This window comes from Delftia sp. WSY_12 (assembly GCF_043104645.1).
GTDB classification, from domain to species: Bacteria; Pseudomonadota; Gammaproteobacteria; order Burkholderiales; family Burkholderiaceae_C; genus Comamonas; species Comamonas tsuruhatensis.
In genome coordinates this window covers 62,638-85,265 of the sequence record NZ_JBICKW010000008.1, presented here as the reverse complement: position 1 = coordinate 85,265, position 22,628 = coordinate 62,638, and the positions used below count along the sequence as shown (strand labels likewise).

Annotated in this window: 13 protein-coding genes and 1 tRNA gene; 13 read left to right on the top strand and 1 reads right to left on the bottom strand. The window is 69.5% G+C overall.

What is annotated here, in order from left to right:
* Positions 1-14: 14 nt before the first annotated feature.
* The 7 genes from rpoC to ACF8LI_RS04120 all read left to right on the top strand — a co-directional run bounded on the left by rpoC (position 15) and on the right by ACF8LI_RS04120 (position 10,361).
* A complete protein-coding gene (gene rpoC, locus ACF8LI_RS04150; RefSeq protein ID WP_016450392.1) occupies positions 15-4,244 on the top strand; it encodes a DNA-directed RNA polymerase subunit beta' in 4,230 nt (1,409 codons plus the stop codon).
* A 255-nt stretch (positions 4,245-4,499) separates the two neighbouring features.
* Positions 4,500-5,141: a LemA protein gene (locus tag ACF8LI_RS04145; RefSeq protein ID WP_392411572.1), complete on the top strand. Its 642-nt coding sequence runs from the start codon at positions 4,500-4,502 to the stop codon at positions 5,139-5,141.
* The gene (gene rsmB, locus ACF8LI_RS04140) at positions 5,138-6,535 is read left to right on the top strand and encodes a 16S rRNA (cytosine(967)-C(5))-methyltransferase RsmB (RefSeq protein WP_043792219.1); all 1,398 of its coding nucleotides are present in this window, start codon (positions 5,138-5,140) and stop codon (positions 6,533-6,535) included. Before ACF8LI_RS04145 ends, rsmB begins: the two co-directional genes overlap by 4 nt.
* Complete coding sequence (locus ACF8LI_RS04135) at positions 6,480-7,163, top strand: DUF4390 domain-containing protein (protein ID WP_392411574.1); 684 nt, start codon at positions 6,480-6,482, stop codon at positions 7,161-7,163. The genes rsmB and ACF8LI_RS04135 overlap by 56 nt, the downstream gene beginning before the upstream one ends.
* Complete coding sequence (locus ACF8LI_RS04130) at positions 7,160-9,502, top strand: ATP-binding protein (protein ID WP_047326984.1); 2,343 nt, start codon at positions 7,160-7,162, stop codon at positions 9,500-9,502. The genes ACF8LI_RS04135 and ACF8LI_RS04130 overlap by 4 nt, the downstream gene beginning before the upstream one ends.
* 42 nt (positions 9,503-9,544) lie before the next feature.
* Positions 9,545-10,219, top strand: coding sequence for a response regulator (locus ACF8LI_RS04125; RefSeq protein WP_016450397.1), 675 nt, complete (start codon positions 9,545-9,547; stop codon positions 10,217-10,219).
* 66 nt (positions 10,220-10,285) lie between these two features.
* Positions 10,286-10,361: transfer RNA gene (locus tag ACF8LI_RS04120), tRNA-Phe, on the top strand.
* Positions 10,362-10,458: 97 nt separating this feature from the next.
* Here ACF8LI_RS04120 and ACF8LI_RS04115 read toward each other — a convergent pair.
* Complete coding sequence (locus ACF8LI_RS04115; RefSeq protein ID WP_012202449.1) at positions 10,459-10,788, bottom strand: cupin domain-containing protein; 330 nt, start codon at positions 10,786-10,788, stop codon at positions 10,459-10,461.
* Positions 10,789-10,909: 121 nt separating this feature from the next.
* Here ACF8LI_RS04115 and ACF8LI_RS04110 point away from each other — a divergent pair, with 121 nt between their 5' ends.
* From ACF8LI_RS04110 to recD, 6 genes are all read left to right on the top strand, one after another.
* Entirely contained in the window at positions 10,910-12,106 is a 1,197-nt protein-coding gene (locus tag ACF8LI_RS04110) for an NnrS family protein (protein ID WP_392411577.1), read from the top strand.
* Between the two features lie 13 nt (positions 12,107-12,119).
* Complete coding sequence (locus tag ACF8LI_RS04105; protein ID WP_267179058.1) at positions 12,120-12,572, top strand: Rrf2 family transcriptional regulator; 453 nt, start codon at positions 12,120-12,122, stop codon at positions 12,570-12,572.
* Positions 12,569-13,021: a CopD family copper resistance protein gene (locus ACF8LI_RS04100; protein WP_016450400.1), complete on the top strand. Its 453-nt coding sequence runs from the start codon at positions 12,569-12,571 to the stop codon at positions 13,019-13,021. The genes ACF8LI_RS04105 and ACF8LI_RS04100 overlap by 4 nt, the downstream gene beginning before the upstream one ends.
* Before the next feature lie 77 nt (positions 13,022-13,098).
* Positions 13,099-16,623, top strand: a complete 3,525-nt coding sequence (gene recC / locus ACF8LI_RS04095; protein ID WP_392411580.1) for an exodeoxyribonuclease V subunit gamma — start codon at positions 13,099-13,101, stop codon at positions 16,621-16,623.
* The gene (gene recB, locus ACF8LI_RS04090; RefSeq protein ID WP_392411582.1) at positions 16,620-20,444 is read left to right on the top strand and encodes an exodeoxyribonuclease V subunit beta; all 3,825 of its coding nucleotides are present in this window, start codon (positions 16,620-16,622) and stop codon (positions 20,442-20,444) included. The genes recC and recB overlap by 4 nt, the downstream gene beginning before the upstream one ends.
* On the top strand, positions 20,441-22,621 hold the full coding sequence (gene recD / locus ACF8LI_RS04085; RefSeq protein WP_392411584.1) for an exodeoxyribonuclease V subunit alpha: 2,181 nt from the start codon (positions 20,441-20,443) through the stop codon (positions 22,619-22,621). Before recB ends, recD begins: the two co-directional genes overlap by 4 nt.
* Positions 22,622-22,628 lie beyond the last annotated feature (7 nt).

Sequence of the window (22,628 nt, the reverse complement as noted above, 5' to 3'; positions counted from 1 at the left end):
AGGGAAAGAGTCTTATGAAATCTCTACTCGACCTGTTCAAGCAATTCACGCCCGATGAGCATTTCGATGCCATCAAGATCGGTCTGGCTTCTCCCGAGAAGATCCGTTCCTGGTCCTTCGGCGAGGTGAAGAAGCCCGAGACCATCAACTACCGCACGTTCAAGCCCGAGCGCGATGGTCTGTTCTGCGCCAAGATCTTTGGCCCCATCAAGGACTACGAGTGCCTGTGCGGCAAGTACAAGCGCCTCAAGCACCGCGGCGTGATCTGCGAGAAGTGCGGCGTCGAAGTGACCCAGACCAAGGTGCGCCGCGAGCGCATGGGCCACATCGACCTGGCTGCGCCCTGCGCCCACATCTGGTTCCTGAAGTCGCTGCCGTCGCGTCTGGGCCTGGTGCTCGACATGACGCTGCGCGACATCGAGCGCGTGCTGTACTTCGAAGCCTACGTGGTGACCGACCCCGGCATGACCCCGCTGAAGAAGTTCAGCATCATGACCGAGGACGACTACGAGGCCAAGCGCACCGAGTACGGTGACGAGTTCGAAGCCAAGATGGGCGCCGAAGGCATCAAGGACCTGCTCGAAGGCATCGACATCGACGTCGAGACCGAGCGCCTGCGCGGCGACCTGACCGGCTCCGAAGTCAAGGTCAAGAAGAACGCCAAGCGCCTGAAGCTGCTGGAAGCGTTCAAGAAGTCCGGCATCAAGCCGGGCTGGATGGTCATGGAAGTGCTGCCCGTGCTGCCCCCGGACCTGCGTCCGCTGGTGCCGCTGGACGGCGGCCGCTTCGCAACGTCCGACCTGAACGACCTGTATCGCCGCGTCATCAACCGCAACTCGCGTCTGCGCCGCCTGCTGGAGCTGAAGGCTCCGGAAATCATCGCGCGCAACGAAAAGCGCATGCTGCAGGAAGCAGTGGACTCGCTGCTGGACAACGGCCGCCGTGGCAAGGCCATGACGGGCGCCAACAAGCGTGCCCTGAAGTCGCTGGCCGACATGATCAAGGGCAAGAGCGGCCGTTTCCGCCAGAACTTGCTGGGCAAGCGCGTGGACTACTCGGGCCGTTCCGTGATCACGGTGGGTCCGTACCTCAAGCTGCACCAGTGCGGTCTGCCCAAGCTGATGGCGCTGGAACTGTTCAAGCCCTTCATCTTCGCGCAGCTCGAGCAGCGCGGCATCGCCACCACCATCAAGGCGGCGAAGAAGGAAGTGGAATCCGGCACGCCCGTGGTGTGGGACATCCTCGAAGAGGTCATCAAGGAGCACCCGGTCATGCTGAACCGTGCTCCCACGCTGCACCGCCTGGGCATCCAGGCCTTCGAGCCCATCCTGATCGAAGGCAAGGCCATCCAGCTGCACCCGCTCGTCTGCGCGGCCTTCAACGCCGACTTCGACGGTGACCAGATGGCCGTCCACGTTCCGCTGTCGGTGGAAGCACAGATGGAAGCCCGCACGCTGATGCTGGCCTCCAACAACGTGCTGTTCCCCGCATCGGGCGAGCCCTCCATCGTTCCTTCGCAGGACGTGGTGCTGGGTCTGTACCACGCGACGCGCGAGCGCATCAACGGCAAGGGCGAGGGCATGGTCTTCGCCGACATCGGCGAAGTGCAGCGCGCGCTGGACGCCGAGCAGGTCGAGCTGGCCGCCAAGATCAGCGTTCGCCTGACCGAGTGGACGAAGAACAAGGACTCCGGCGAGTTCGAGCCTTCGACCAGCCTGGTGGAAACCACCGTGGGCCGCGCCCTGATGTCCGAGATCCTTCCCAAGGGCCTGCCGTTCAGCCACATGAACAAGGCGCTCAAGAAGAAGGAGATCTCCAAGCTCATCAATGCCTCGTTCCGCAAGTGCGGTCTGAAGGCCACGGTGGTGTTTGCCGACAAGCTGCTGCAAAACGGCTTCCGCCTGTCCACGCACGCCGGCATCTCGATCGCCATCGGCGACATGCTGGTGCCGCCGCAAAAGGCCGAGATCATCGGCCGTGCCGAAGCCGAGGTGAAGGAGATCGAGCAGCAGTACGTCTCCGGTCTCGTGACCGCTGGCGAGCGCTACAACAAGGTGGTGGACATCTGGGGCAAGGCCGGCGACGAAGTCTCCAAGGTCATGATGGCCCAGCTGGCCAAGGAAAAGGTCATCGACCGCCACGGCAACGAAGTCGAGCAGGAATCGTTCAACGCCATCTACATGATGGCCGACTCCGGCGCCCGCGGCTCGGCCGCGCAGATCCGCCAGCTGGCCGGCATGCGTGGCCTGATGGCCAAGCCTGACGGCTCCATCATCGAGACGCCCATTACGGCGAACTTCCGTGAAGGCCTGAACGTTCTGCAGTACTTCATCTCCACCCACGGCGCCCGAAAGGGTCTGGCCGACACGGCGTTGAAGACGGCCAACTCCGGCTACCTGACGCGTCGTCTGGTGGACGTGACGCAGGATCTGGTGGTCAACGAGGACGATTGCGGCACGAGCAATGGCGCACTGATGCGCGCCATCGTCGAAGGCGGTGAAGTCATCGAATCGCTGCGCGACCGCGTGCTGGGCCGTACCACGGCCGAGGACGTCGTGCATCCCGAGACGCTGGCCGTGCTGCTGCCCGCAGGCACGCTGCTCAACGAAGACGTGATCGACGAGCTGGAATCGCAAGGCGTGGACGAGATCAAGGTCCGCACCGCGCTGACCTGCGAGACCCGCTACGGCCTGTGCGCCAAGTGCTACGGCCGCGACCTGGGCCGCGGCGGCCTGATCAACCTCGGCGAAGCCGTGGGTGTGATCGCCGCCCAGTCCATCGGCGAGCCCGGCACGCAGCTGACCATGCGTACCTTCCACATCGGTGGTGCCGCTTCGCGCGCTGCCATCGCCTCGAGCGTGGAAGCCAAGTCCAACGGCTCCATCAGCTTCAACAGCACGATGCGCTACGTCAGCAACACCAAGGGTGAGCTGGTCGTGATTTCGCGTTCGGGCGAAATCGTCATCAGCGACAACGGCCGCGAGCGTGAGCGCCACAAGGTGCCCTACGGTGCCGTGCTGACCGTCAGGCCCGACCAGCAGGTCAAGGCCGGTCTGATCCTGGCCAACTGGGATCCGCTGACCCGACCCATCATTACCGAGTACGCCGGCCAGGTGCGCTTCGAGAATGTGGAAGAGGGCCTGACCGTGGCCAAGCAGGTCGATGAAGTGACCGGCCTGTCCACGCTGGTGGTGATCGATCCCAAGCGCCGTGGCTCTGCCAAGGTCGTGCGTCCCCAGGTCAAGCTGATCGATGCCAACAACCAGGAAGTCAAGATCCCCGGCACCGACCACTCGGTGACGATCGGCTTCCAGGTCGGCGCTCTGATCCAGGTGCGTGACGGCCAGGACGTGGGCCCCGGCGAAGTGCTAGCCCGTATCCCTGTCGAAGGCCAGAAGACCCGAGACATTACCGGCGGTCTGCCCCGCGTGGCCGAGCTGTTCGAAGCCCGTACGCCCAAGGACAAGGGCACGCTGGCCGAGATGACCGGCACCATCTCCTTCGGCAAGGAAACCAAGGGCAAGGTGCGCATGCAGATCACCGATCTGGATGGCAAGGTCTGGGAAGAGCTCGTGCCCAAGGAAAAGAACATCCTGGTGCACGAAGGCCAGGTGGTCAACAAGGGCGAGTCCATCGTCGACGGTCCCGCCGATCCGCAGGACATCCTGCGCCTGCTGGGCATCGAGGAGCTGTCGCGCTACATCGTTGATGAAGTGCAGGACGTCTACCGTCTGCAGGGTGTGAAGATCAATGACAAGCACATCGAGGTGATCGTTCGCCAGATGCTGCGCCGCGTCGTGGTCGAGAACACCGGCGATTCGACCTACATCGCTGGCGAGCAGGTCGAGCGTTCGGAAATCCTCAATACCAACGAGGCCCTGCAGCGCGAAGGCAAGATCCCTGCCACGTACTCCAACGTGCTGCTGGGTATTACCAAGGCTTCGCTGTCGACCGACTCCTTCATCTCCGCCGCGTCGTTCCAGGAAACGACCCGCGTGCTCACCGAGGCTGCCATCATGGGCAAGCGCGACGAGCTGCGTGGCCTGAAGGAAAACGTCATCGTGGGTCGCCTGATCCCCGCCGGTACGGGTCTGGCCTACCACCAGGCACGCAAGGCCAAGGACGCCATGGACGACGCAGAGCGCCGCGCCATCGCCGACGCCGAAGCGGCCGAACTGGCCGGTGTGATGGCTGACGACGACGCTGGCGTGGCTGCCGTCGCCGGTGACGCTTCCGCTGACTGATAGGCGGTGTCACCCCCTGAGCGGCTGTGCCGCTTCCCCCTCTCTCGCTACGCGGGAGGGGGACGACGCCCTCGCTGCGGGGGCGGCCCTTGCTCGGCGTCCCTCTTGTTGGGACATGCTGTCTCCTAGAGCAGTGCATGGCGCAAGTGCTTGATGATGTGACGCTCCCGGCCTGCCCTGCGCAGGCGGGAGCGTTTTTCTTTGGGAATAACCAGAGTTCGGCCGGACCAGCTTCCGGCCGGGCCATTGCAGACGATGTGGTCCTTGTCTCTTGAATGGATGCTGCTGGCACTGCTGGTGTTCTGGGCCGTCGGCGCATACAACCGGCTGGCCCGGCTGCGCAGCGGCTGCGTGCAGCAGTTCGGTACGCTCGATGCATACCTGGGCCAGTGGCATGCCATGCTGCAGGCCTTCGAGGCACAGCCCAAGGGCGAAGGCCAAAGCCCCGCCCTTGTGCATGCCCAGGCCGCGCTGCACCAGACCGCCGCGCAGTTGCAGGCGGCGCTGGTCGATGCCCGTGGCCGGCCGCTGCGCGAGAGCGCGCTGGCCTCGCTGGAGCATGCCTGCTCGGCGCTGGAGGTGGCCTGGCAGGCCATGACCAAGGTCGCCGTTGACACCGGCACCGGCGCCGCTGGCACTGGCACTGGCACTGGCACTGCGCCATCAGATGCCCCGTCGCCGGACCCCGATCCGCTGCAGCCCTGGCAGCAGCGCTGGACCGAGCACCAGGTGCGCAACCGCCTGGGACTGCAGCAATTCAACGCCGCGGCCGAGCGCTACAACGCCGCCATCGCGCAATATCCGGCAAGGCTGCTGGCCTGGCTGCTGGGCTTTCGCCCGGTGCGCAGCCTGCTGGTCGAACCTGCGCCCAGCAAGGTGCAGGAAAGTGGAACATGAACCAACGCACGCATTCTTCCCCGCGCCGCGCTGCGGCGCCCTCGCAGGCGCATGCCGTACCGGCCGCACCTCCTCTTTGGCAGCAGCTCGACGCCGTCGCCCAATGCCTGCAGGCCGTGCTCGAAGGCCAGTCCAGCCGCAGCGTGCTGGCGCGTGTGCCGCAGCCGCTGCGTCCCGGCGTGCAGGCCCTGCTGTTCCAGGTGCTGCGCCAACTGGGCCGTGCCCAGGCGCTGCAAAAGCAGCTGGCCTCGCGCAACCCGCCGCCGCGCGTCAGCGCATTGCTGAACACCGCCCTGGCCCTGGCCTGGGATGAATCTCGCGCGCCATACCCGCCGTTCACCCTGGTCAACCAGGCCGTGGAAGCGGCCAAGCAGGGGCCGACCCGCGCCCAGTCCGGCTTTGTCAACGCCTGCCTGCGCCGCTTTCTGCGCGAGCGCGATGCCCTGGTCGCCGCCACCGAAGCCCAGCCGCAGGCGGTCTGGAACCATCCCGCCTGGTGGATTGCCCGCCTGCGCAAGGACCATCCCGATCACTGGCAGGCCATCCTGCAGGCCAACAACGAGCAGCCTCCGATGACGCTGCGCGTCAATCGCCAAAGGGCAGACCGCGCGCAGTACCAGGCGGCGCTGCAGGCCATGGACGTGCCATCGCTTGCCGTGGCCGACAGCGGCCTGCAACTGCAGCAGGCCTTGCCCGTGCAATCCCTGCCGGGCTTCGACCAGGGCCTGGCCTCCGTGCAGGATGCGGCGGCGCAACTGGCCGCACCGCTGCTGCTGCAAGGGCTGGAGCAGCCCGCCGGCCGAGCGTTGCGGGTACTTGATGCCTGCGCCGCCCCCGGTGGCAAGACGGCCCACCTGCTGGAATACGCAGCGCCGCAGACCCTGCAGGTCACGGCGCTGGAGATAGACGCCGAGCGCGCCGCCCGCATCGAGGACACGCTGGGAAGGCTGCAGTTGCAGGCGCAAGTGGTCGTGGCCGATGCGTCCCAGCCTGCGCAGTGGTTCGAGGCGCAATGCGGCGGCCAGCTGTTCGACGCCATCTTGCTGGACGCGCCCTGCACGGCCTCGGGCATCGTGCGGCGCCAGCCCGACGTGCGCTGGCTGCGCCGCGAAAGCGATGTGCACCAGCTGGCCCAGATCCAGTCCCGGCTGCTCGACACCCTGTGGCCCCTGCTGCAGCCTGGCGGGCGCCTGCTGTACTGCACCTGCTCGGTCTTCAGGCAAGAGGGCGAGGCACAGGTTCAAGCGTTTGTTGCACGCAACAGTGAGGCGCGAACACTGCCGGCGCCGGGGCATTTAATCCCGGGCAAGGACTACAAAGCCGGCATGCTGGCTGACAATGCTTTGGGTGACCACGACGGCTTCTTCTACGCCTTGCTGCAAAAGACACGCTGACCCCCGTCCCCGGACCAGGTCGCCAGCCTGGCTGCGCCTGCTGGCGCGGCTGGCCGGGGCACTTGTGCTGGCCGCCGTGCTGGCCGGCCTGGGCCTGCAGGCCAGGGCCGATGCGCTGACCGCCGAGATCGGATCCATGCAGCTCGAGCGCTCCGACGATGGTCTGCTGCTGTCCGCCAATCTCCAGTTCGAGTTGCCCTACCAGATCGACGACGCGCTGCGCCAGGGCATTCCCATGTACTTCGTGGCCGAGGCCCAGGTCCAGCGTGAGCGCTGGTACTGGTCCGATCAGCAACTGGCCACCGCCAGCCGCCACTACCGCCTCAGCCACCAGCCGCTGACACGCCGCTGGCGCCTGCACATCTCCAATACCCCCTTCTCCAGCGCCGGGCTGGGGCTGGCCCTGGGCCAGACCTTCGAGACCCTGGAAGATGCGCTGTCCTCCATGCGGCGCATCTCGCGCTGGAAAATCATGGACACGGCACCCACGCAGTCGGGTGTCTCGGTGCAGCTGCGCTTTCGCATCGACCTGTCCCAGCTGCCAAGGCCGTTGCAGATCGGTGCGCTGGGCCGCTCGGGCTGGAACCTGCAGCTGTCGCGCGCCCAGATGCTGGAAGACGCGCCATGAACCGGGACACCGACGCCGACGAACGCATGGCCCTGCCGGCTTCGGCCGGCCTGTCGCGCGGCACGCGCTGGGCCGTGGGCGTGGGCGCCGGTCTCATGGGGCTGGTCGGCGTGCTGCTGCTGTTCCTGCTGACCCTGGCCACCAACAACCGGCTGGACTACGAGCGCAACTACAACTGGCTGTTCGCCGCCAACGTGGTCGTGGCCGGCCTGCTGCTGGCCATCCTGGTCTGGGGCGGCATCCGCCTGGCCATACGCCTGCAGCGGGGGCGCTTCGGCAGCCGCCTGCTGCTCAAGCTGGCCGGCATCTTCACGCTGGTGGGACTGGTGCCGGGCCTGCTGATCTACATCGTTTCCTACCAGTTCGTCTCGCGCTCCATCGAGAGCTGGTTCGACGTGCAGGTCGAGGGTGCGCTGTCGGCAGGCGTGAGCCTGGCCAGTTCCACGCTGGAGACCGTGGCCAACGACATGGCCAACAACACGCGCACCGCAGGCGCCCAGCTGTCCCAGGTCTCCGATGCGGGCGCCGCGCTGATCCTGGAGCGCGTGCGCGACCAGCTGGGTGCCACCGATGTCGTGCTCTGGAGTGCGTCGGAGCTTGCCGTCATGGGGCCCACGCAGACCACGCGCAGCGGCGACTTCCCGGGCCTGCGCGCCATCGCCAGCGCAGGCCAGTCGCGCTTCAACCTGCAGCCCGAACGCCCCAGCGCGCAAATGCTGCGCTCGCTGCGCGAGCAGCGCGCCGTGGCCAGCATCGAAGGACTGGACGACGACGGCACGGCCCAGCCGGGTGCCACAGCGCCGAATGCCCAGGTCCGCACGCTGGCCGTGGTTCCCAACCCCAGCGTGGGACTGCTGACCGAGCCGCGTTATTTGCAGGCCACCATTGCGCTGCCGCAGGCGCTGGTGACCAACGCCCTTGCCGTGCAGGCCGCCAACCGCGAATACCAGGAACGCGCGCTGGCACGCGGCGGCCTGCAGCGCATGTACATAGGCACGCTCACGCTCAGCCTGTTCCTGGCGGTCTTCGGCGCCGTGGTGCTGGCCATCGTGCTGGGCAACCAGCTGGCCAGGCCGCTGCTGCTGCTGGCCCAGGGCATGCGCGACGTGGCGCGCGGCGACCTGCGGCCCAAGCCGGCGCTGCAGACGCGCGACGAGATCGGCGGGCTCACGCGCTCCTTCGCGCTCATGACCCAGCAACTGGCCGATGCGCGCGCCGAGGCCAACCGCAGCATGGGTCAGCTCGATGCCGCACGCGGCAACCTGCAGACCATCCTCGACAACCTCACATCGGGCGTCATCGTGCTGGACGCGCGGGGCGCCATCGTCCTGAGCAATCCCGGGGCCACGCGCATACTGCGCGCGCCCATGGCCGTCCATGAAGGACGGGCGCTGTCCCAGGTGCCGGGGCTGGAGCAGTTCGGCGAAGTCGTGCAGGAGCAGTTCGCGCTCTTCCTGGGCGAGCAGGGGCGCGATCGCTGGCAACTGGTGCATGAGCTGCATGCCTCCACCGATGGCGGCGTCATCCAGCACACCACCACCCTGGTCATGCGCGGTGCGGAACTGCCCGATGCGCAGCGGCTGCTGGTCTTCGACGACATCTCAGAGATCGTCTCGGCCCAGCGCGCCCAGGCCTGGGGCGAGGTGGCGCGCCGCGTGGCCCATGAGATCAAGAACCCGCTCACGCCTATCCAGCTGTCGGCCGAGCGCATGGCCATGCGGCTGACCGATAAGCTGCAGCCGGCTGACCAGGCGCTGCTGGCCAAGTCCGTCAAGACCATCGTCGATCAGGTCGGCGCCATGAAGCGCCTGGTCGATGAATTCCGCGACTACGCGCGCCTGCCTGCCGCCAATCTGCAGTCGCTGGACCTCAACGCGCTGGTGACCGACGTGCTGCAGCTGTACGGTGAAGAGAACGCCGAAGTGCGCGTGGAGTGTGTGCTGGACCCGCAATGCCCGCCGATTTCCGGCGATGGCCAGCAGCTGCGCCAGGTCATTCACAATCTTTTGCAGAATGCCCAGGACGCCACGGCCCAGCGTGCGCAGGAAAGCGGCCAGCCCCCCGGCCCCGTGACCATAGAGACGCGCTGGAACGAGTCCACGCGCCGCGTGCGCCTGAGCATCAGCGACAGCGGCACGGGCTTCGCGGCCAACATCCTTCAACGGGCCTTCGAGCCCTATGTCACGACCAAGGCGCGGGGCACCGGACTGGGCCTGGCCGTGGTCAAGAAAATCGCAGACGAGCATGGCGCCCGCATCGACCTGGGCAACAGGGACGACGGCGGGGTGATTCAAGGTGCGCAAGTGTCGCTATCATTTGCGCCTGAGCGTACAGGATAGGCCTGACGCCCCCCCGCGCCTCAGCACATAGGCTTAAGACACATGGCAAACATACTGGTGGTCGACGACGAACTGGGGATCCGGGATTTGTTGTCGGAAATCCTCAACGACGAAGGTCATAGTGTGGACGTGGCCGAGAACGCCGGCCAGGCGCGCACGGCGCGCGCCTCCAACACCTACGACCTCGTGCTGCTCGACATCTGGATGCCCGACACCGATGGCGTATCGCTGCTCAAGGAATGGGCCTCGGCGGGCCAGCTGACCATGCCGGTCATCATGATGAGCGGCCACGCCACCATCGAGACGGCGGTGGAGGCCACGCGCATCGGTGCGCTGTCCTTCCTGGAAAAGCCCATCACCATGCAGAAGCTGCTCAAGGCGGTGGAGCAGGGCCTGGCGCGCAATGCCGCCAGCCAGGCGCCGGCTGCAGCGCCTGCCGCAGTGGCCGAGCCCGCCGACATCGCAGCCGTCGTCACGCCTGCGGCCAGCCGTGTGCCGGTGGACAACAACGTGCCGCATGCACACCAGGGTTTCGATCTGGACCGCCCCCTGCGCGAGGCGCGCGACGGTTTCGAGAAGGCCTACTTCGAGTTCCACCTGGCGCGCGAAGGCGGCTCCATGACCCGCGTGGCCGAGAAGACCGGCCTGGAGCGCACCCACCTGTACCGCAAGCTGCGCCAGCTGGGCGTGGACCTGGGCCGCAACAAGCGCGGATAGACTTTTTGAAGGAATTTTGGCTTTTTCGTTTTTGGGCCAAAAAATCCTGCATATAATCTAGTTCTCGGCCCGGTAGCTCAGTCGGTAGAGCAGAGGATTGAAAATCCTTGTGTCGGCGGTTCGATTCCGTCCCAGGCCACCAGATACAGTGAAAAAGATTACGGACTGCTTCGCAAGAAGCAGTCCGTTTTTCTTTGTGCCTCAGGCAATGCGTGATCCTGCCTGTGCTGCGGCCGCGTTCAGTCGTTCGCGCCCGCAATCGTCACCAGCAGCACGCAGCCCTGGTCGCCGCGCGCGTGCACATCGTGCAGCTCGCCGGCAGGCACCAGCACCACCGAGCCGGCCACCAGCCGCAGGCTGGCCAGGCGCGTGGCAATGCCGGCCTCGCCCGCCAGGCAGTGGATGGTGGCCTCGCCGGGGACCTGATGGCTGGGCAGGGCATGGCCCGGTGGCAGCACCAGGCGCAGCAGCTGCAGCTTCGGCGTTCGGATCAGGCTGGTGCTGATGGGCATGCCGTCGCGGGCGTGCAGGGCGATGACCTCCAGTGGCTTTGCGTGTTCGAGTGCCATGCTTGGCTCCTGCTTGATGTGGGTCAGAAGGTGGTGCCGCAGCGGCCCCGCCCGCGCGCCTGAAGATGTACGCTGAATACATCTTATGCAGGCGCACGGCGGGCCGGAAGGAGTGCACATCATGGCGCAATGGATGGAGCTGGAGGAACCCCTGAGAACCCGGGAGCCGGCGCCGCAATGGACGGCATTCCTCGAATTGGGATTTCGGCCGCTGTACCTGCTGGGCTGCCTCTGGGCCGCGCTGTCGGTGGCGCTGTGGGTCCATGCTCCGCAGTGGATCGCGGGGCGCATGCCCGGCGTGTTCTGGCATGCGCACGAGATGCTGTGGGCCTTCGTGGCCACCATTGCCGTGGGCTTTCTGTTCACGGCAGGCAGCAACTGGACAGGGCGCAATCCCCTGCAGGGCCGGGCATTGGGCGCGCTGTGCCTGCTGTGGCTGGTGGCCCGCGCAGGCTTCTTGCTGCCGGGGCCGCAGGCCTTTGCGGTAGCCGCGCTGTGCGAGACCGCCTTCTTCGCCTGGGCCGCGCTGGCGCTGGGCCGCGCCATCCATGCCGCGCGCAGCCGGCGCAACTACGGGCTGCCCCTGTTGCTGGCGGGCCTGGGCGTGGCCGATGCGCTGTACCTGTGGTCCATCTGGCAAGGCGACTACGGCGCGCTCATGCAGCGCTTCAACGCAGGCCTGCTGTGCATGGCCGTGATTGCGCTGCTGATCGCGCAGCGCGTGATCCCCTTCTTCACCATGCGCGCCGTGTCCGGCCTGCAGATCCCCATGCACACGGCCAGCGGCCAGTGGCAACTGGGTGCGGGCGTGGTGGCCATCGCCTGCCTGCTGGCGGGCTGGTGGCCGGGCCTGGCCGCCGGCCTGGCCGTGGCGGGCCTGATCGCCCTGTGGCAGGTGCTGGCCTGGAAGCCCCAGGCCGTGCGCCGCGTGCCGCTGCTGTGGATTCTCTACCTGGGCCACGCGGCGCTGGGTGCGGGCCTGCTGGTGGCCGGCGCGCATGCGGCCGGATGGGTGCTGCGCCCCGCCTGGCCCGTGCATGTGATCGGTGCGGGCAGCTTTGCCCTGCTCATCATCGGCATGTGCACACGGACGTCGATGGGCCACCTGGGCCTGCCGCTGCGCACCGACCGCAGCATGGTCGCCGCCTATGCCCTGGTCATTGCCGCTGCCGTGCTGCGCCTGGCGGCCCTGCTGCCCACGGCGCTGTCGCTGGCGGCGCTGCATGCCTCGGCCGCTGCCTGGGTATTGGCCTTTGCGCTGTACCTGTGGCGTTTCGCCCCGCTGCTGGTGCGCCCGCGTGCCGACCGGCAGGCATGATCGCAGGCCTGCCATGCGCCTGACTCTGATGACCGACTACGCGCTGCGCCTGCTCATGCATGTGGCGCGCCACCCCGGGCGGCTGTGCACGATTGCCGAGATCGCCCAGGCCCATGCCATCTCCGAAGCCCATCTCATGAAGGTCACGCACCAGCTGGCGCTGCGCGGCTGGATCGTGACCGTGCGCGGCAAGGGCGGCGGCATGCGCCTGGCCCATGCGCCGGCCGACATCGGCCTGGGCGACGTGGTGCGCGGCATGGAGCCGGACCTTGCCATCGTCGAATGCTTCACGGGCACCAGTCCACCTGCCTGCACGCTTGTGCAGGACTGCCGGCTGGCCGGCGTGCTGGGCGGGGCGCTGGACAGCTTCCTGGCCCATCTGGACGGCTTCACGCTGGCCGATCTGCTGCCGGCTCCCGCATCCCTGCCGCTGCCCCTGCCCCTGCCGCACAGGAGGCGCGCATGAGCTACGGCCTGCTGCTGACCCTGCACCTGCTGGCTGCCATCGCCTTCGCGGGTACGGTGTTCTTTGAAGTGGTGCTGCTGGCCGGGGCGCGCCGCCACCTGCCCGCCATCGTGGCGCGCGCCACCGAGCAGGCGCTGGGCGACCGAGCGGTGGCCGTCATGCCCTGGGTGCTGCTGGTGCTGTACGGCGCGGGGCTGGGTCTGGCCTGGCAGCATCGCGCGGCACTGGCTGCAGCCTTTGCCGCTCCGCTGGCCAGCAGCTTCGGCCTGCTGCTGGCGCTCAAGATCGGGCTGGCGCTCAGCGTGTTCGGACATTTCCTGGCAGCCATGTGGTGGCGCCGGCGCGGTGTGCTGGGCGGGCGCCGCTCGCACCGCCTGCACCTGAGCGTGTTCTGCCACGTGCTGGCTATCGTGCTGCTGGCCAAGGCCATGTTCTACCTGCATTGGTAATGGACCCGCGCGGTCCCGGCCCGTGTCAACCGCGTTAAGCTCGCTGCTCGCATGGCTTGGAGCACGGGAGCGCAGAGGTGGCATCGCATTGGCAGCCGGGCTTGATCGCCCTGCACGGTAATCAGACGGAGGTGCTGGCCGATACGGTGCTGGCATGGCTGGCTGCGCACCCGCTGGACGTGCTGGAGCCGGAGGTGGTGCTGGTGCAGAGCAACGGCATGGCCGAGTGGTTCAAGATGCGCATGGCCGAGCAGCTGGGCGTGTGCGCCGCCGCGCGCGTGGAACTGCCCGCGCGCTTTGTGTGGCGCAGCTACCGCCAGGTGCTGGGCCGCCAGGCCGTGCCGCGCGAATCGCCCCTGGACAAGACGCCCATGACCTGGCGGCTCATGCGCCTGCTGCCGCAGTGCCTGCATGACCCGGCCTTCGCCCCCATTGCAGGCTTTCTGCGCCCCGGCGAGCCCGAGCGGCTGCTGCAGCTGGCCCAGCGCCTGGCCGACCTTTTCGACCAATACCAGATCTACCGCGCCGACTGGCTGGACGCCTGGGAGGCCGGGCATGACGTGCTGCCCATGCCCTTGCGCCCTGGTGTGGCGGACGCCCCGGTGCCCGAAGGCCAGCTGTGGCAGCCGCGCCTGTGGCGCGCCGTGCTGGCCGAGCTGGACGAGGACCAGCACGGCGCCACGCGCGCGCGCCTGCAGGGCAGGGTGCTGGCCGCGCTGCAGTCGGGCGAAGCGCCGGCCGCGCCGCTGGCGCGCCGTGTGGTGGTGTTCGGCATCAGCCAGCTACCGCTGAGCCTGCTGGAGTTCCTGGCCGCCATTGCCCGCCACAGCCAGGTGCTGCTGGCCGTGCCCAATCCCTGCCGCTTCCATTGGGCCGACGCCATCGACGGGCGCGAGCTGCTGCGCATGGCGCGGCGCCGCCAGCCGCTGCGCGGCGGCCGCGACTTGGCGCAGCTGCCGCTGGAGGCCATGCATGCCCACGCCCATCCGCTGCTGGCCGCCTGGGGTCGTCAAAGCCGCGACTATGTGCGCCAGCTCGACGCCTTCGACACCACGGGTGCCGCCGCGCAGCTGCAGATGCCGCGCGTGGACCTGTTCGACGAAACCGATGCCGAGGACCTGCGCACCGCGCCGCTGCTGGCCCAGGTGCAGCAGCGCATCCGCGACCTGGTGCCGCTGGCCGAGCACCCGCCGCTGGAGGTGGCGCGGGCCGACCGCTCCATCGTGTTCCACAGCGCGCACAGCGTGGTGCGCGAGCTGGAGGTTCTGCACGATCAGCTGCTGCAGATGCTGGCCCGGCCACCGGATCCCGGGCAGCCGGGGCAGGCACCGCTGGCACCGCGTGACGTCGTAGTCATGCTGCCGTCCATAGAGACCGCCGCGCCCTCGATACGCGCCGTGTTCGGCCAGTACGGCAGGCATGATCCGCGCCACATTCCCTTTGACATTGCCGACCTGGGCGCACGCGCCAGCAGCCCGCTGGCCGTGGCCCTGCAATGGCTGCTGCGCCTGCCGCAGCAGCGCTGCCGGCTCAGCGAGCTGTGCGACCTGCTGGACGTCCCAGCGATTGCCGCGCGCATGGGTCTGGCGGCCGACGACCTGCCCCAGCTCACGCGCTGGATGGCCGGGGCCGGCATCCGCTGGGGACTCAATGCGCCGCAGCGCGGCGCCCTGGGCCTGCAGGCCTGCGGCGAGCACAACAGCGCCTGGTTCGGCCTGCAGCGCATGCTGCTGGGCTATGCCAGCGGCGTGGCGCAGGACGGCCAGGCCTTCAGCGGCATCGAGCCCTATGACGAAGTGGGCGGCCTGTCGGCCGAGCTGGCCGGCGTGCTGGCCGCGCTGCTGGAGCGCATGCTGGCGTGGTGGCGCGAGGCCGAGCAGCCCGCCATGCCCGAGGCCTGGGCGCAGCGCTTTCGCGCGCTGCTGCAGGACTTCTTCAAGGCGCAGGACGATGAGGACGAGGCCATGCTGGCCGCACTGGACGCCGCCCTCACGGACTGGCAGCGCGCCTGCGAGCAGGCCGGCTATGCGCAGGCCGTGGAACTGGGCGTGGCCCAGGAGGCCTGGATGCAGGCGCTGGAGCAGCCCTCGCTGTCGCAGCGCTTTCGGGCCGGTGGCGTGACCTTTTGCACGCTGATGCCCATGCGGGCCATTCCCTTCGAGGTGGTCTGCCTGCTGGGCATGAACGATGGCGACTATCCGCGCCGCGCCACGCGCAGCGACTTCGACCTGATGGCGCTGCCCGGCCAGCAGCGCCCCGGCGACCGCGCGCGCCGCGACGATGACCGCCAGCTCATGCTCGAAGCCCTGCTGTCCGCGCGCCGCGCGCTCTACATCAGCTGGACTGGCCACCATGTGCGCGACAACAGCGAGCAGCCGCCCTCGGTCCTGGTCTCCCAGCTGCGCGACTACCTGGAGGCCGGCTGGCGCGGCGAAGGCGGCCAGCCGCTGCTGGCGCAGCGCACGCAGCAGCACCCGCTGCAGCCCTTCAGCCGCCGCTATTTCGAAGAAGGTTCGCCCTGGACCACGTATGCGCGCGAATGGCGGGCCGCGCATGCGCAGTCTGACGGCACGGACGCGTTGCCTCCGCTGCCCGCGCAGCCGCGCCCGCCCTTTGTCCCCGACGCCTCGGCGCCGCTGACGCTGGCCCGGCTCACCGATTTCCTGCGCCACCCGACGCGCGCCTACCTGCGCCAGCGCCTGCAGGTGCGCTTCGAGCAGGAGGACAACCCGGTCGTGGACGAGGAACTGTTCCAGCTCGACGGCCTGACCGAATACCTGCTGGTGCAGCAGTTGCAGCAGCAGGTGGCGGCCGGCCTTTCCGAGCCCGGGCAGGCGCCCCAGGCCATGGAAGACAGCGTGCGCGCCGCCGTGGCGCGCCTCACGCGCTCGGGGCGGCTGCCGCTGGCGGGGCTGGGCGAGCGCGGCGCGCGGGCGCTGCAGTCCTCGGTCACGCCTTCGCTGCGGGCCTGGCGCCAGCAACTGGATCGGTATGCCCATCCCGCGCCGCGCAGGCGGCTGCTGATCGAGGACGATGGCCTGGTGTTCGACGACTGGATCGACGGGCTGCGCCAGTCCTGCGAAACCGAAGAGTCCCCCGATGCGGACGACGCACAGTGCTGGCTGCTGCTGGACCCGCGCAACCTGCTCAATGCCAAGGGCAGGCCCCATGCCGACAAGCTCATGCCGGTCTACCTGCGCAGCCTGGTGCTGGCCGCCAGCGGCTCGCAGGCCGAGTTGCGCGTGGTGGCGCGCGACGGCCTGGTGCAGGTCCTGCCCATGGACCCTTCCGAAGCGCTGGCACGGCTGCGTGCATTGATGGCCCTGTGGCGCGAAGGCCAGAACGGTCCGCTGCCCCTGCCGCTGCGCAGCGGCCTGGCCATGGCCGAAGGCCTTCCCGCTGCGGCACAGCAGGCCTATGAGGGCGGCCATCTGGTCGGCGGCGAAGGCGAGGACCCGTCCTGGGCCCGCTGCTATCCCGATTTCGAGGCCTTGGCTGCCGATGGGCGCTTCGAGGCCCTGGCCCATGCCGTCCACGCGCCGCTGCTCGACTGGGTGGCCGCGCAGGTGCAGGTCCAGCCCTACCAGGCGGATGCACCATGAGCACCAGCGAAGTGACCGGCGGCGTGACCAGCCATGTGCTCGACGCACAGCGTTTTCCGCTGTGGGGCAGCCGCCTGATCGAGGCCAGCGCCGGCACCGGCAAGACCTGGACCATTGCCGCGCTCTACCTGCGCCTGGTGCTGGGGCATGGCGAGGGCAGCCCGGACGGCATCAGCAGCACGGCCTTCGAGCGCCCGCTGATGCCGCCCGACATCCTCGTCATGACCTTCACGCGCGCGGCCACGCGCGAGCTGTCCGACCGCATACGCAAGCGCCTGATCGAGGCCGTGCAGTGCTTTCGTGGCGAGGCCGAACCTGCGCCCCACGACGGCTTCATGCACGCGCTGCGCGAGGCCTACCCTGAAGGCGCGGCCCGTGAACGCGCGGCTTGGCGCCTGGCCATGGCCGCCGAATGCATGGACGACGCGGCCATCCACACCATCGACGCCTGGTGCCAGCGCATGCTGCGCGAGCATGCCTTCGACAGCGGCAACCTCTTCGACGAAACGCTGGAGCCTGACGAAAGCCAGCGACAGACCGAGGCCGCGCAGGACTACTGGCGCCAGCAGTGCTACCCGCTGTCCGACGAGCTGCTGGACGAGGTCCTGAAGATCTGGCCCCACGTCGGCGCCCTGGTCGATGACATGCGCGCCCTGCTGCGCGAGCCCCCCGTGCCTGGCGCGGGCGAGGGCAGCCTGGCCGACTGCCTGCAGCGCGCCATGGAACAGCGCCGCAGCCGCCTGCTGGCCCTGGCGGCCGGCTGGGACGACAAGGCCCAGCGCCTGCAGCGGTGGCTGGATGGGCAGCTCGACGGCCATGGCGCGCTGTGGGACAAGCGCAAGCTGCAGCCCGCGCGCTACACCGGCTGGCTGGCCGCGCTGGCCGACTGGTCGCGCGCCCCGCTGGACGGTCCGCTGGCGCTGACCGAGGCCGCGCGCCACCGCCTCAGCCCCGAAGGCCTGGCCGAGGCCTTCAAGGGGTCGGCCGGCGATGTGCTCATGCCGCTGGAGCTGGCCGAGTTGCAGGCGCTGCTGGTGCAGCTGGAGCAATTGCCGCCCGTCAGCGTGGCCGTGCGCCTGCATGCGGCCGCGCGCGTGGCGCAGCGGCTGGCCCACCTCAAGCGCCAGGCCGGCAGCTTCGGCTTTGCCGACATGCTGCAGCGCCTGGACACGGCCCTGGCCGGCGACAACGGCACCGTGCTGCGCGAGCGCATCCTGGCCCAGTACCCGGTGGCGCTGATCGATGAATTCCAGGACACCTCGCCGCTGCAGTACCGCCTGTTCGACCAGATCTACCGCACCGCGGCCAACGACCCGCACAGCGCCCTGCTGCTGATCGGCGACCCCAAGCAGTCCATCTACGGCTTTCGCGGCGCCGACATCCACAGCTACCTGCAGGCGCGCCGCGCCACCGAGGGGCGCCACTACGTGCTGGGCACCAACTACCGCTCCACCGAGGCGCTGGTGGGTGCCGTCAACCATTGGTTCGCGCAGGCCGAGCAGCGCCCGGGCGAGGGCGCCTTCATGTTCCGGCGCGGCAGCCACAACCCGCTGCCGTTCGAGCCCGTGGCCGCCCAGGGGCGCAGCGAGCAACTGCACACGCGCGACGGCGCCATGCCCGCCCTCACCGTGGCCTGGAGCGCAGGCCGGGACGAGGACACCGGCATCCCCCTGCCTTTGTCGGCCGACGAGGTACGGCGGCGCTTTGCGGCCCATTGCGCCGAGCAGATCGTGCAGTGGCTGGCCGACCCGCAGGCCGGCTTTGTGCAGCCCGATGGCCGCCTTGTGCGCCTGCGGCCTGCCGACATCGCCGTGCTGGTGCGCACGGGCCGAGAGGCGGCCGCCGTGCGCCGCGAGCTGCAGGCGCGCGCCGTGGCCTCGGTCTACCTGTCGGACCAGGATTCGGTGTTCGCCAGCGATGAGGCCCATGACCTGCTGTACTGGCTGCGCGCCGTCGCCGCGCCGCTGGATGCCCAGGCCGTGCGCGCGGGCCTGGCCACGCGGCTCATCGGCCTGTCGCTGGACGAGCTGGCCTGGCTGGCCGCCGACGAGGAAGCCTTTGACGCGCGCAGCGAGCAGCTGCGCGAACTGCACAGCATCTGGCTGCGCCTGGGCGTGCTGGCCATGCTCCGCCAGACCCTGTACCGGCTGGACCTGCCCGCGCGCTGGCTGCAGGACCCGGCCCTGGGCGGCGAGCGGCGCCTGACCAACTACCTGCACCTGGCCGAGCTGCTGCAGACCGCCAGCGCCCAGCTGGAGGGAGAGCAGGCCCTGATCCGCTGGCTGGCCACCCAGATCGAGGCGCCGGGCAGCGGCAGCGAAGAGCAGGTAGTGCGCCTGGAAAGCGATGCCGACCTGGTCAAGATCGTCACCGTGCACAAGAGCAAGGGCCTGGAGTACCCGCTGGTCTGCCTGCCGTTCGCAGGCAGCTTCCGCCCCATGGAGCGGGCCAGAACGCCCTTCCTGACCCTGTCCGCGCAGGAGGGGGTGGAAGACGATGCCGCCCCGGCCCGCAGGCTGCTGCTGGACTTCAGCGACGAAGACCTGGCCCAGGCCGACCGCGAGCGGCTGCGCGAGGACCTGCGCCTGTTCTACGTGGCGCTCACCCGCCCGCGCCATGCGCTGTGGCTGGGCTTGGCCCCGCTCAGGCGCGGCAACGGCAAGGCCTGCGTGAACGAGCAGGGCGCCGCCGGCTACCTGCTGGGCGGCACCGAGCCGCGCTCGGCCCAGGGCTGGCGCGACGGCCTGCAGCAGCTGTGCGGCGAAGACCCGCACATGGCCTGGCGCGATCTGGACGCCGAGCCGCTGCAGCGCACGCGCTGGCAGCCGCCGGACGCTGCCACGCCGCTGCACGATGCCCGGCCCTACGACGCGCGCTTCGACACCCGCTGGGGCATCGGCAGCTTCTCTGCCCTGGTGCGCGCCATGGCCGCGCCCAGCCTGCCCGTGCTGCCCGTGGCCGTGCAGCGACCGGCCGAGGATGAGCAGGCGCTGGAGCCGCCGCCATCGCCGGAACTGGCGGACATCGCCGGCCTGGCGGGCCTGCAGCCCCTGCAGAATGGACCGGCCGGCGGGCCTGCGGTCTGGCACCGCTTTTTGCGCGGCCCCGTGGTCGGCAACTTCGTGCACGACCAGCTTGAATGGCTGGGCGGCGAAGACTTTGCCCTGCCCGTGGACGGCCAGGGTGCGCTCGCTGATCGCCTGGTGCGCCGCTGCGAGCGCGCGGGCCGGGGCGAGCAGGCGCGCGACCTGCTGGCCTGGCTCACGGCCGTGGTCCACCAGCCGCTGGCGCCGCTGGATGTCACGCTGGCCACGCTGGGCCCGCAACTGTCCGAGATGGAGTTCTGGCTGCCCGCGCGCCAGCTGCCGGCCGAGCGCATCGACCAGCTGTGCCGGCGCTTCATCCTGCCGGGGCAGGAGCGGCCCGCGCTGCCCCAGCGCTCGCTGCACGGCATGCTCATGGGCTTTGCCGACCTGGTGTTCTGCCACGAGGGCCGCTACTGGGTGCTCGACTACAAGAGCAACCACCTGGGCCCGGACGGCGCCGCCTACGGCCAGGAGGCCTTGGCCCGGGCCATGCTCCACCACCGCTACGACGTGCAGGCCGCCCTCTACCTGCTGGCCCTGCACCGGCTGCTGCGCAGCCGGCTGGGCACGGCCTACGAGCCGCAGCGCCAGCTGGGCGGTGCGCTGTACTACTTTCTGCGCGGCATCGATGGCCCGGCCGGTGGCATGCATGCCATGGCGCCCGAGCTGCCCTTGCTCGATGCGCTCGATGAACTGCTCGGTCCCGGCCGCGCCAACGCGGAGGAGCTGCCATGAGCCCGCGCCCCCGTTCGCGTACCGTCGATACGGCCACGCTGGACCTGTTCGATGAACCGCCGGGCGACGACTCGCCGGGCGACGCATCGCTGGGCGGCAAACCGCTGGGCGGAAAACCGCCGGGCGCCGTGCCGCCAGACACCAATGAGGTGCTGGCCCTGCTGCGCCGCTGGGCCGATGCCGGCCTGCTGCGGCGCCTGGATGCGGCGCTGGCCTCCTTCGTCGCCGGGCAGGATGCACAGGCCGGGCCCGCCTTGCTGGTGGCCGCCGCGCTGCTGGCGCAGATGGAGGGGCGCGGCCACAGCTGCCTGCCCCTGGCGCCGCTGGCCGGCCACCCCAACGACGTGCTGGCCTGGCCGGCTAATGCGCTGCCCGCGCAGCAGGCCCTGTGGCAGATGCTGCCTGCGCGCCTGTCCGGCTGGGTTGCGGCGCTGAGCGCCAGCCCCGTGGTGCGCGTGGTGCACGGGGAGCAGGTAGATGGACAGGATGGCAGCGAGGACCTCGGCCAGCCCCTGGTGCTGGCCGGCGCAGACGGCCCCGCGCCGCTGCTGTATCTGCGCCGCTACTGGGACTACGAACGCGCCGTGGCCGCGCACGTCATCCAGCGCACGGCGGCGCAGGCCGTGGCCGGACAGCCGCTGGACGAAGCCCTGGCCCGCCACTGGCTGGACCGCCTGTTCCCGCCTGTGGCGGACGGTGGCGCCGTGGACTGGCAGAAGCTGGCCTGCGCGCTGGCGCTGCGCGGCCGGCTGTCGGTGATCACGGGCGGCCCCGGCACCGGCAAGACCTATACCGCCGCACGGCTGCTGGCCCTGCTGTTTGCCACGGCGCCCGATGCCGGCCAGTTGCGCGTGGCCCTGGCCGCCCCCACGGGCAAGGCGGCTGCGCGGCTGAAGCAATCGATCGACGGGGCCTTGCTGCAATTGCAGGGCAGCATGGGCGGCGAGATCGACCTGGCGGGCCTGGTGCAGCGCATGGGTGCGGCGCGCACCCTGCACTCCATGCTGGGCGCGCGGCCCGATACGCGGCACTGGGGATTCCATGCAGGGCGGCAGCTGGACGTGGACGTGCTCATCGTCGATGAGGCCTCCATGGTCCACCTGGAGATGATGGCGGCGCTGCTGGAGGCACTGCCGGCCGGCGCCCGCCTGGTGCTGCTGGGCGACAAGGACCAACTGGCTTCGGTGGAGGCGGGCGCCGTGCTGGGCGACCTGTGCCGCGATGCCCAGGCCGGGCGCTACCTGCCCGACACGCTGGACTACGCACTGCGCGTGGCGGGCCAGCGGCTGCCGCCGCAGTTCGCGGCGCCCGACGGCGATCGTGCGCCAGCGCTGGCGCAGCACACCGTCATGCTGCGCGAAAGCCGGCGCTTCGGGGGCCCCATCGGCCAGCTGGCACACGCCGTGAATGCCGGTGAGGCGGTGAAGGCCCAGGCCCTGCTCGATGCCGGCACGCAAGCCGGCGCCGGTTCCGAGCTGTGGGAACGCCATGGCGGCGGCGTGCACGCCGTGACCGAACTGGCCGTGCACGGGCGCGGCGGTCTTGCCAGCTATGCCCTCTATGCCCAGGCGCTGCAGGGCCGGCCGGATGCGGCCGGCGCCGACGAGGCAGCGCACCGCGCCTGGGTGGTCGCTGTGCTGCAGGCCTTCGAGCGCTTCCGGCTGCTGTGCGCCGTGCGCGAGGGGGACTGGGGCGTGTCCGGCCTCAACCGCGCGGTGGAGCAGGCCCTGGATGCGCAGGGCGTGATCCGCCGGGGCGGCGAATGGTATGCGGGCCGTCCCGTCATGGTCACGCGCAACGACGCGCAGCTGGGCGTGTTCAACGGCGACATCGGCATTGCGCTGCCGGGAGCGCACCAGGGGCAGTCAGGGCAACTGCTGCGCGTCTACTTCCTGCAGGGCGACGAATTGCGCTCGGTCGGCGTCAGCCGCATGGCCCATGTGGAGACCGCCTTCGCCATGACGGTGCACAAAAGCCAGGGCTCGGAGTTCGAGCACACCGCCCTGGTGCTGCCCTCGCGTGGCGGCAGCGTGCTGGGGCGCGAGCTGGTCTACACCGGCATCACGCGCGCCCGCCAGGCCTTCTCGCTGTTCTCCGAGGTGCCGGGCCTGCTGGCCTCGGCCGTTGGCAGCCCCACGCAGCGCGCCAGCGGGCTGCTGCGCTGGCTGCAGGAGTGAGTGAAGG

Excerpts from the sequence above, each read along its gene's own strand:
- recB (WP_392411582.1), top strand. The coding sequence starts at position 16,620 with ATGAGCACCAGCGAAGTGACCGGCGGCGTGACCAGCCATGTGCTCGAC.
- ACF8LI_RS04100 (WP_016450400.1), top strand. The coding sequence starts at position 12,569 with ATGAGCTACGGCCTGCTGCTGACCCTGCACCTGCTGGCTGCCATCGCC.
- rsmB (WP_043792219.1), top strand. The coding sequence starts at position 5,138 with ATGAACCAACGCACGCATTCTTCCCCGCGCCGCGCTGCGGCGCCCTCG.
- ACF8LI_RS04130 (WP_047326984.1), top strand. The coding sequence starts at position 7,160 with ATGAACCGGGACACCGACGCCGACGAACGCATGGCCCTGCCGGCTTCG.
- ACF8LI_RS04105 (WP_267179058.1), top strand. The coding sequence starts at position 12,120 with ATGCGCCTGACTCTGATGACCGACTACGCGCTGCGCCTGCTCATGCAT.
- ACF8LI_RS04145 (WP_392411572.1), top strand. The coding sequence starts at position 4,500 with ATGTGGTCCTTGTCTCTTGAATGGATGCTGCTGGCACTGCTGGTGTTC.
- recD (WP_392411584.1), top strand. The coding sequence starts at position 20,441 with ATGAGCCCGCGCCCCCGTTCGCGTACCGTCGATACGGCCACGCTGGAC.
- ACF8LI_RS04125 (WP_016450397.1), top strand. The coding sequence starts at position 9,545 with ATGGCAAACATACTGGTGGTCGACGACGAACTGGGGATCCGGGATTTG.
- ACF8LI_RS04115 (WP_012202449.1), bottom strand. The coding sequence starts at position 10,788 with ATGGCACTCGAACACGCAAAGCCACTGGAGGTCATCGCCCTGCACGCC.
- ACF8LI_RS04135 (WP_392411574.1), top strand. The coding sequence starts at position 6,480 with ATGCTTTGGGTGACCACGACGGCTTCTTCTACGCCTTGCTGCAAAAGA.
- rpoC (WP_016450392.1), top strand. The coding sequence starts at position 15 with ATGAAATCTCTACTCGACCTGTTCAAGCAATTCACGCCCGATGAGCAT.
- ACF8LI_RS04110 (WP_392411577.1), top strand. The coding sequence starts at position 10,910 with ATGGCGCAATGGATGGAGCTGGAGGAACCCCTGAGAACCCGGGAGCCG.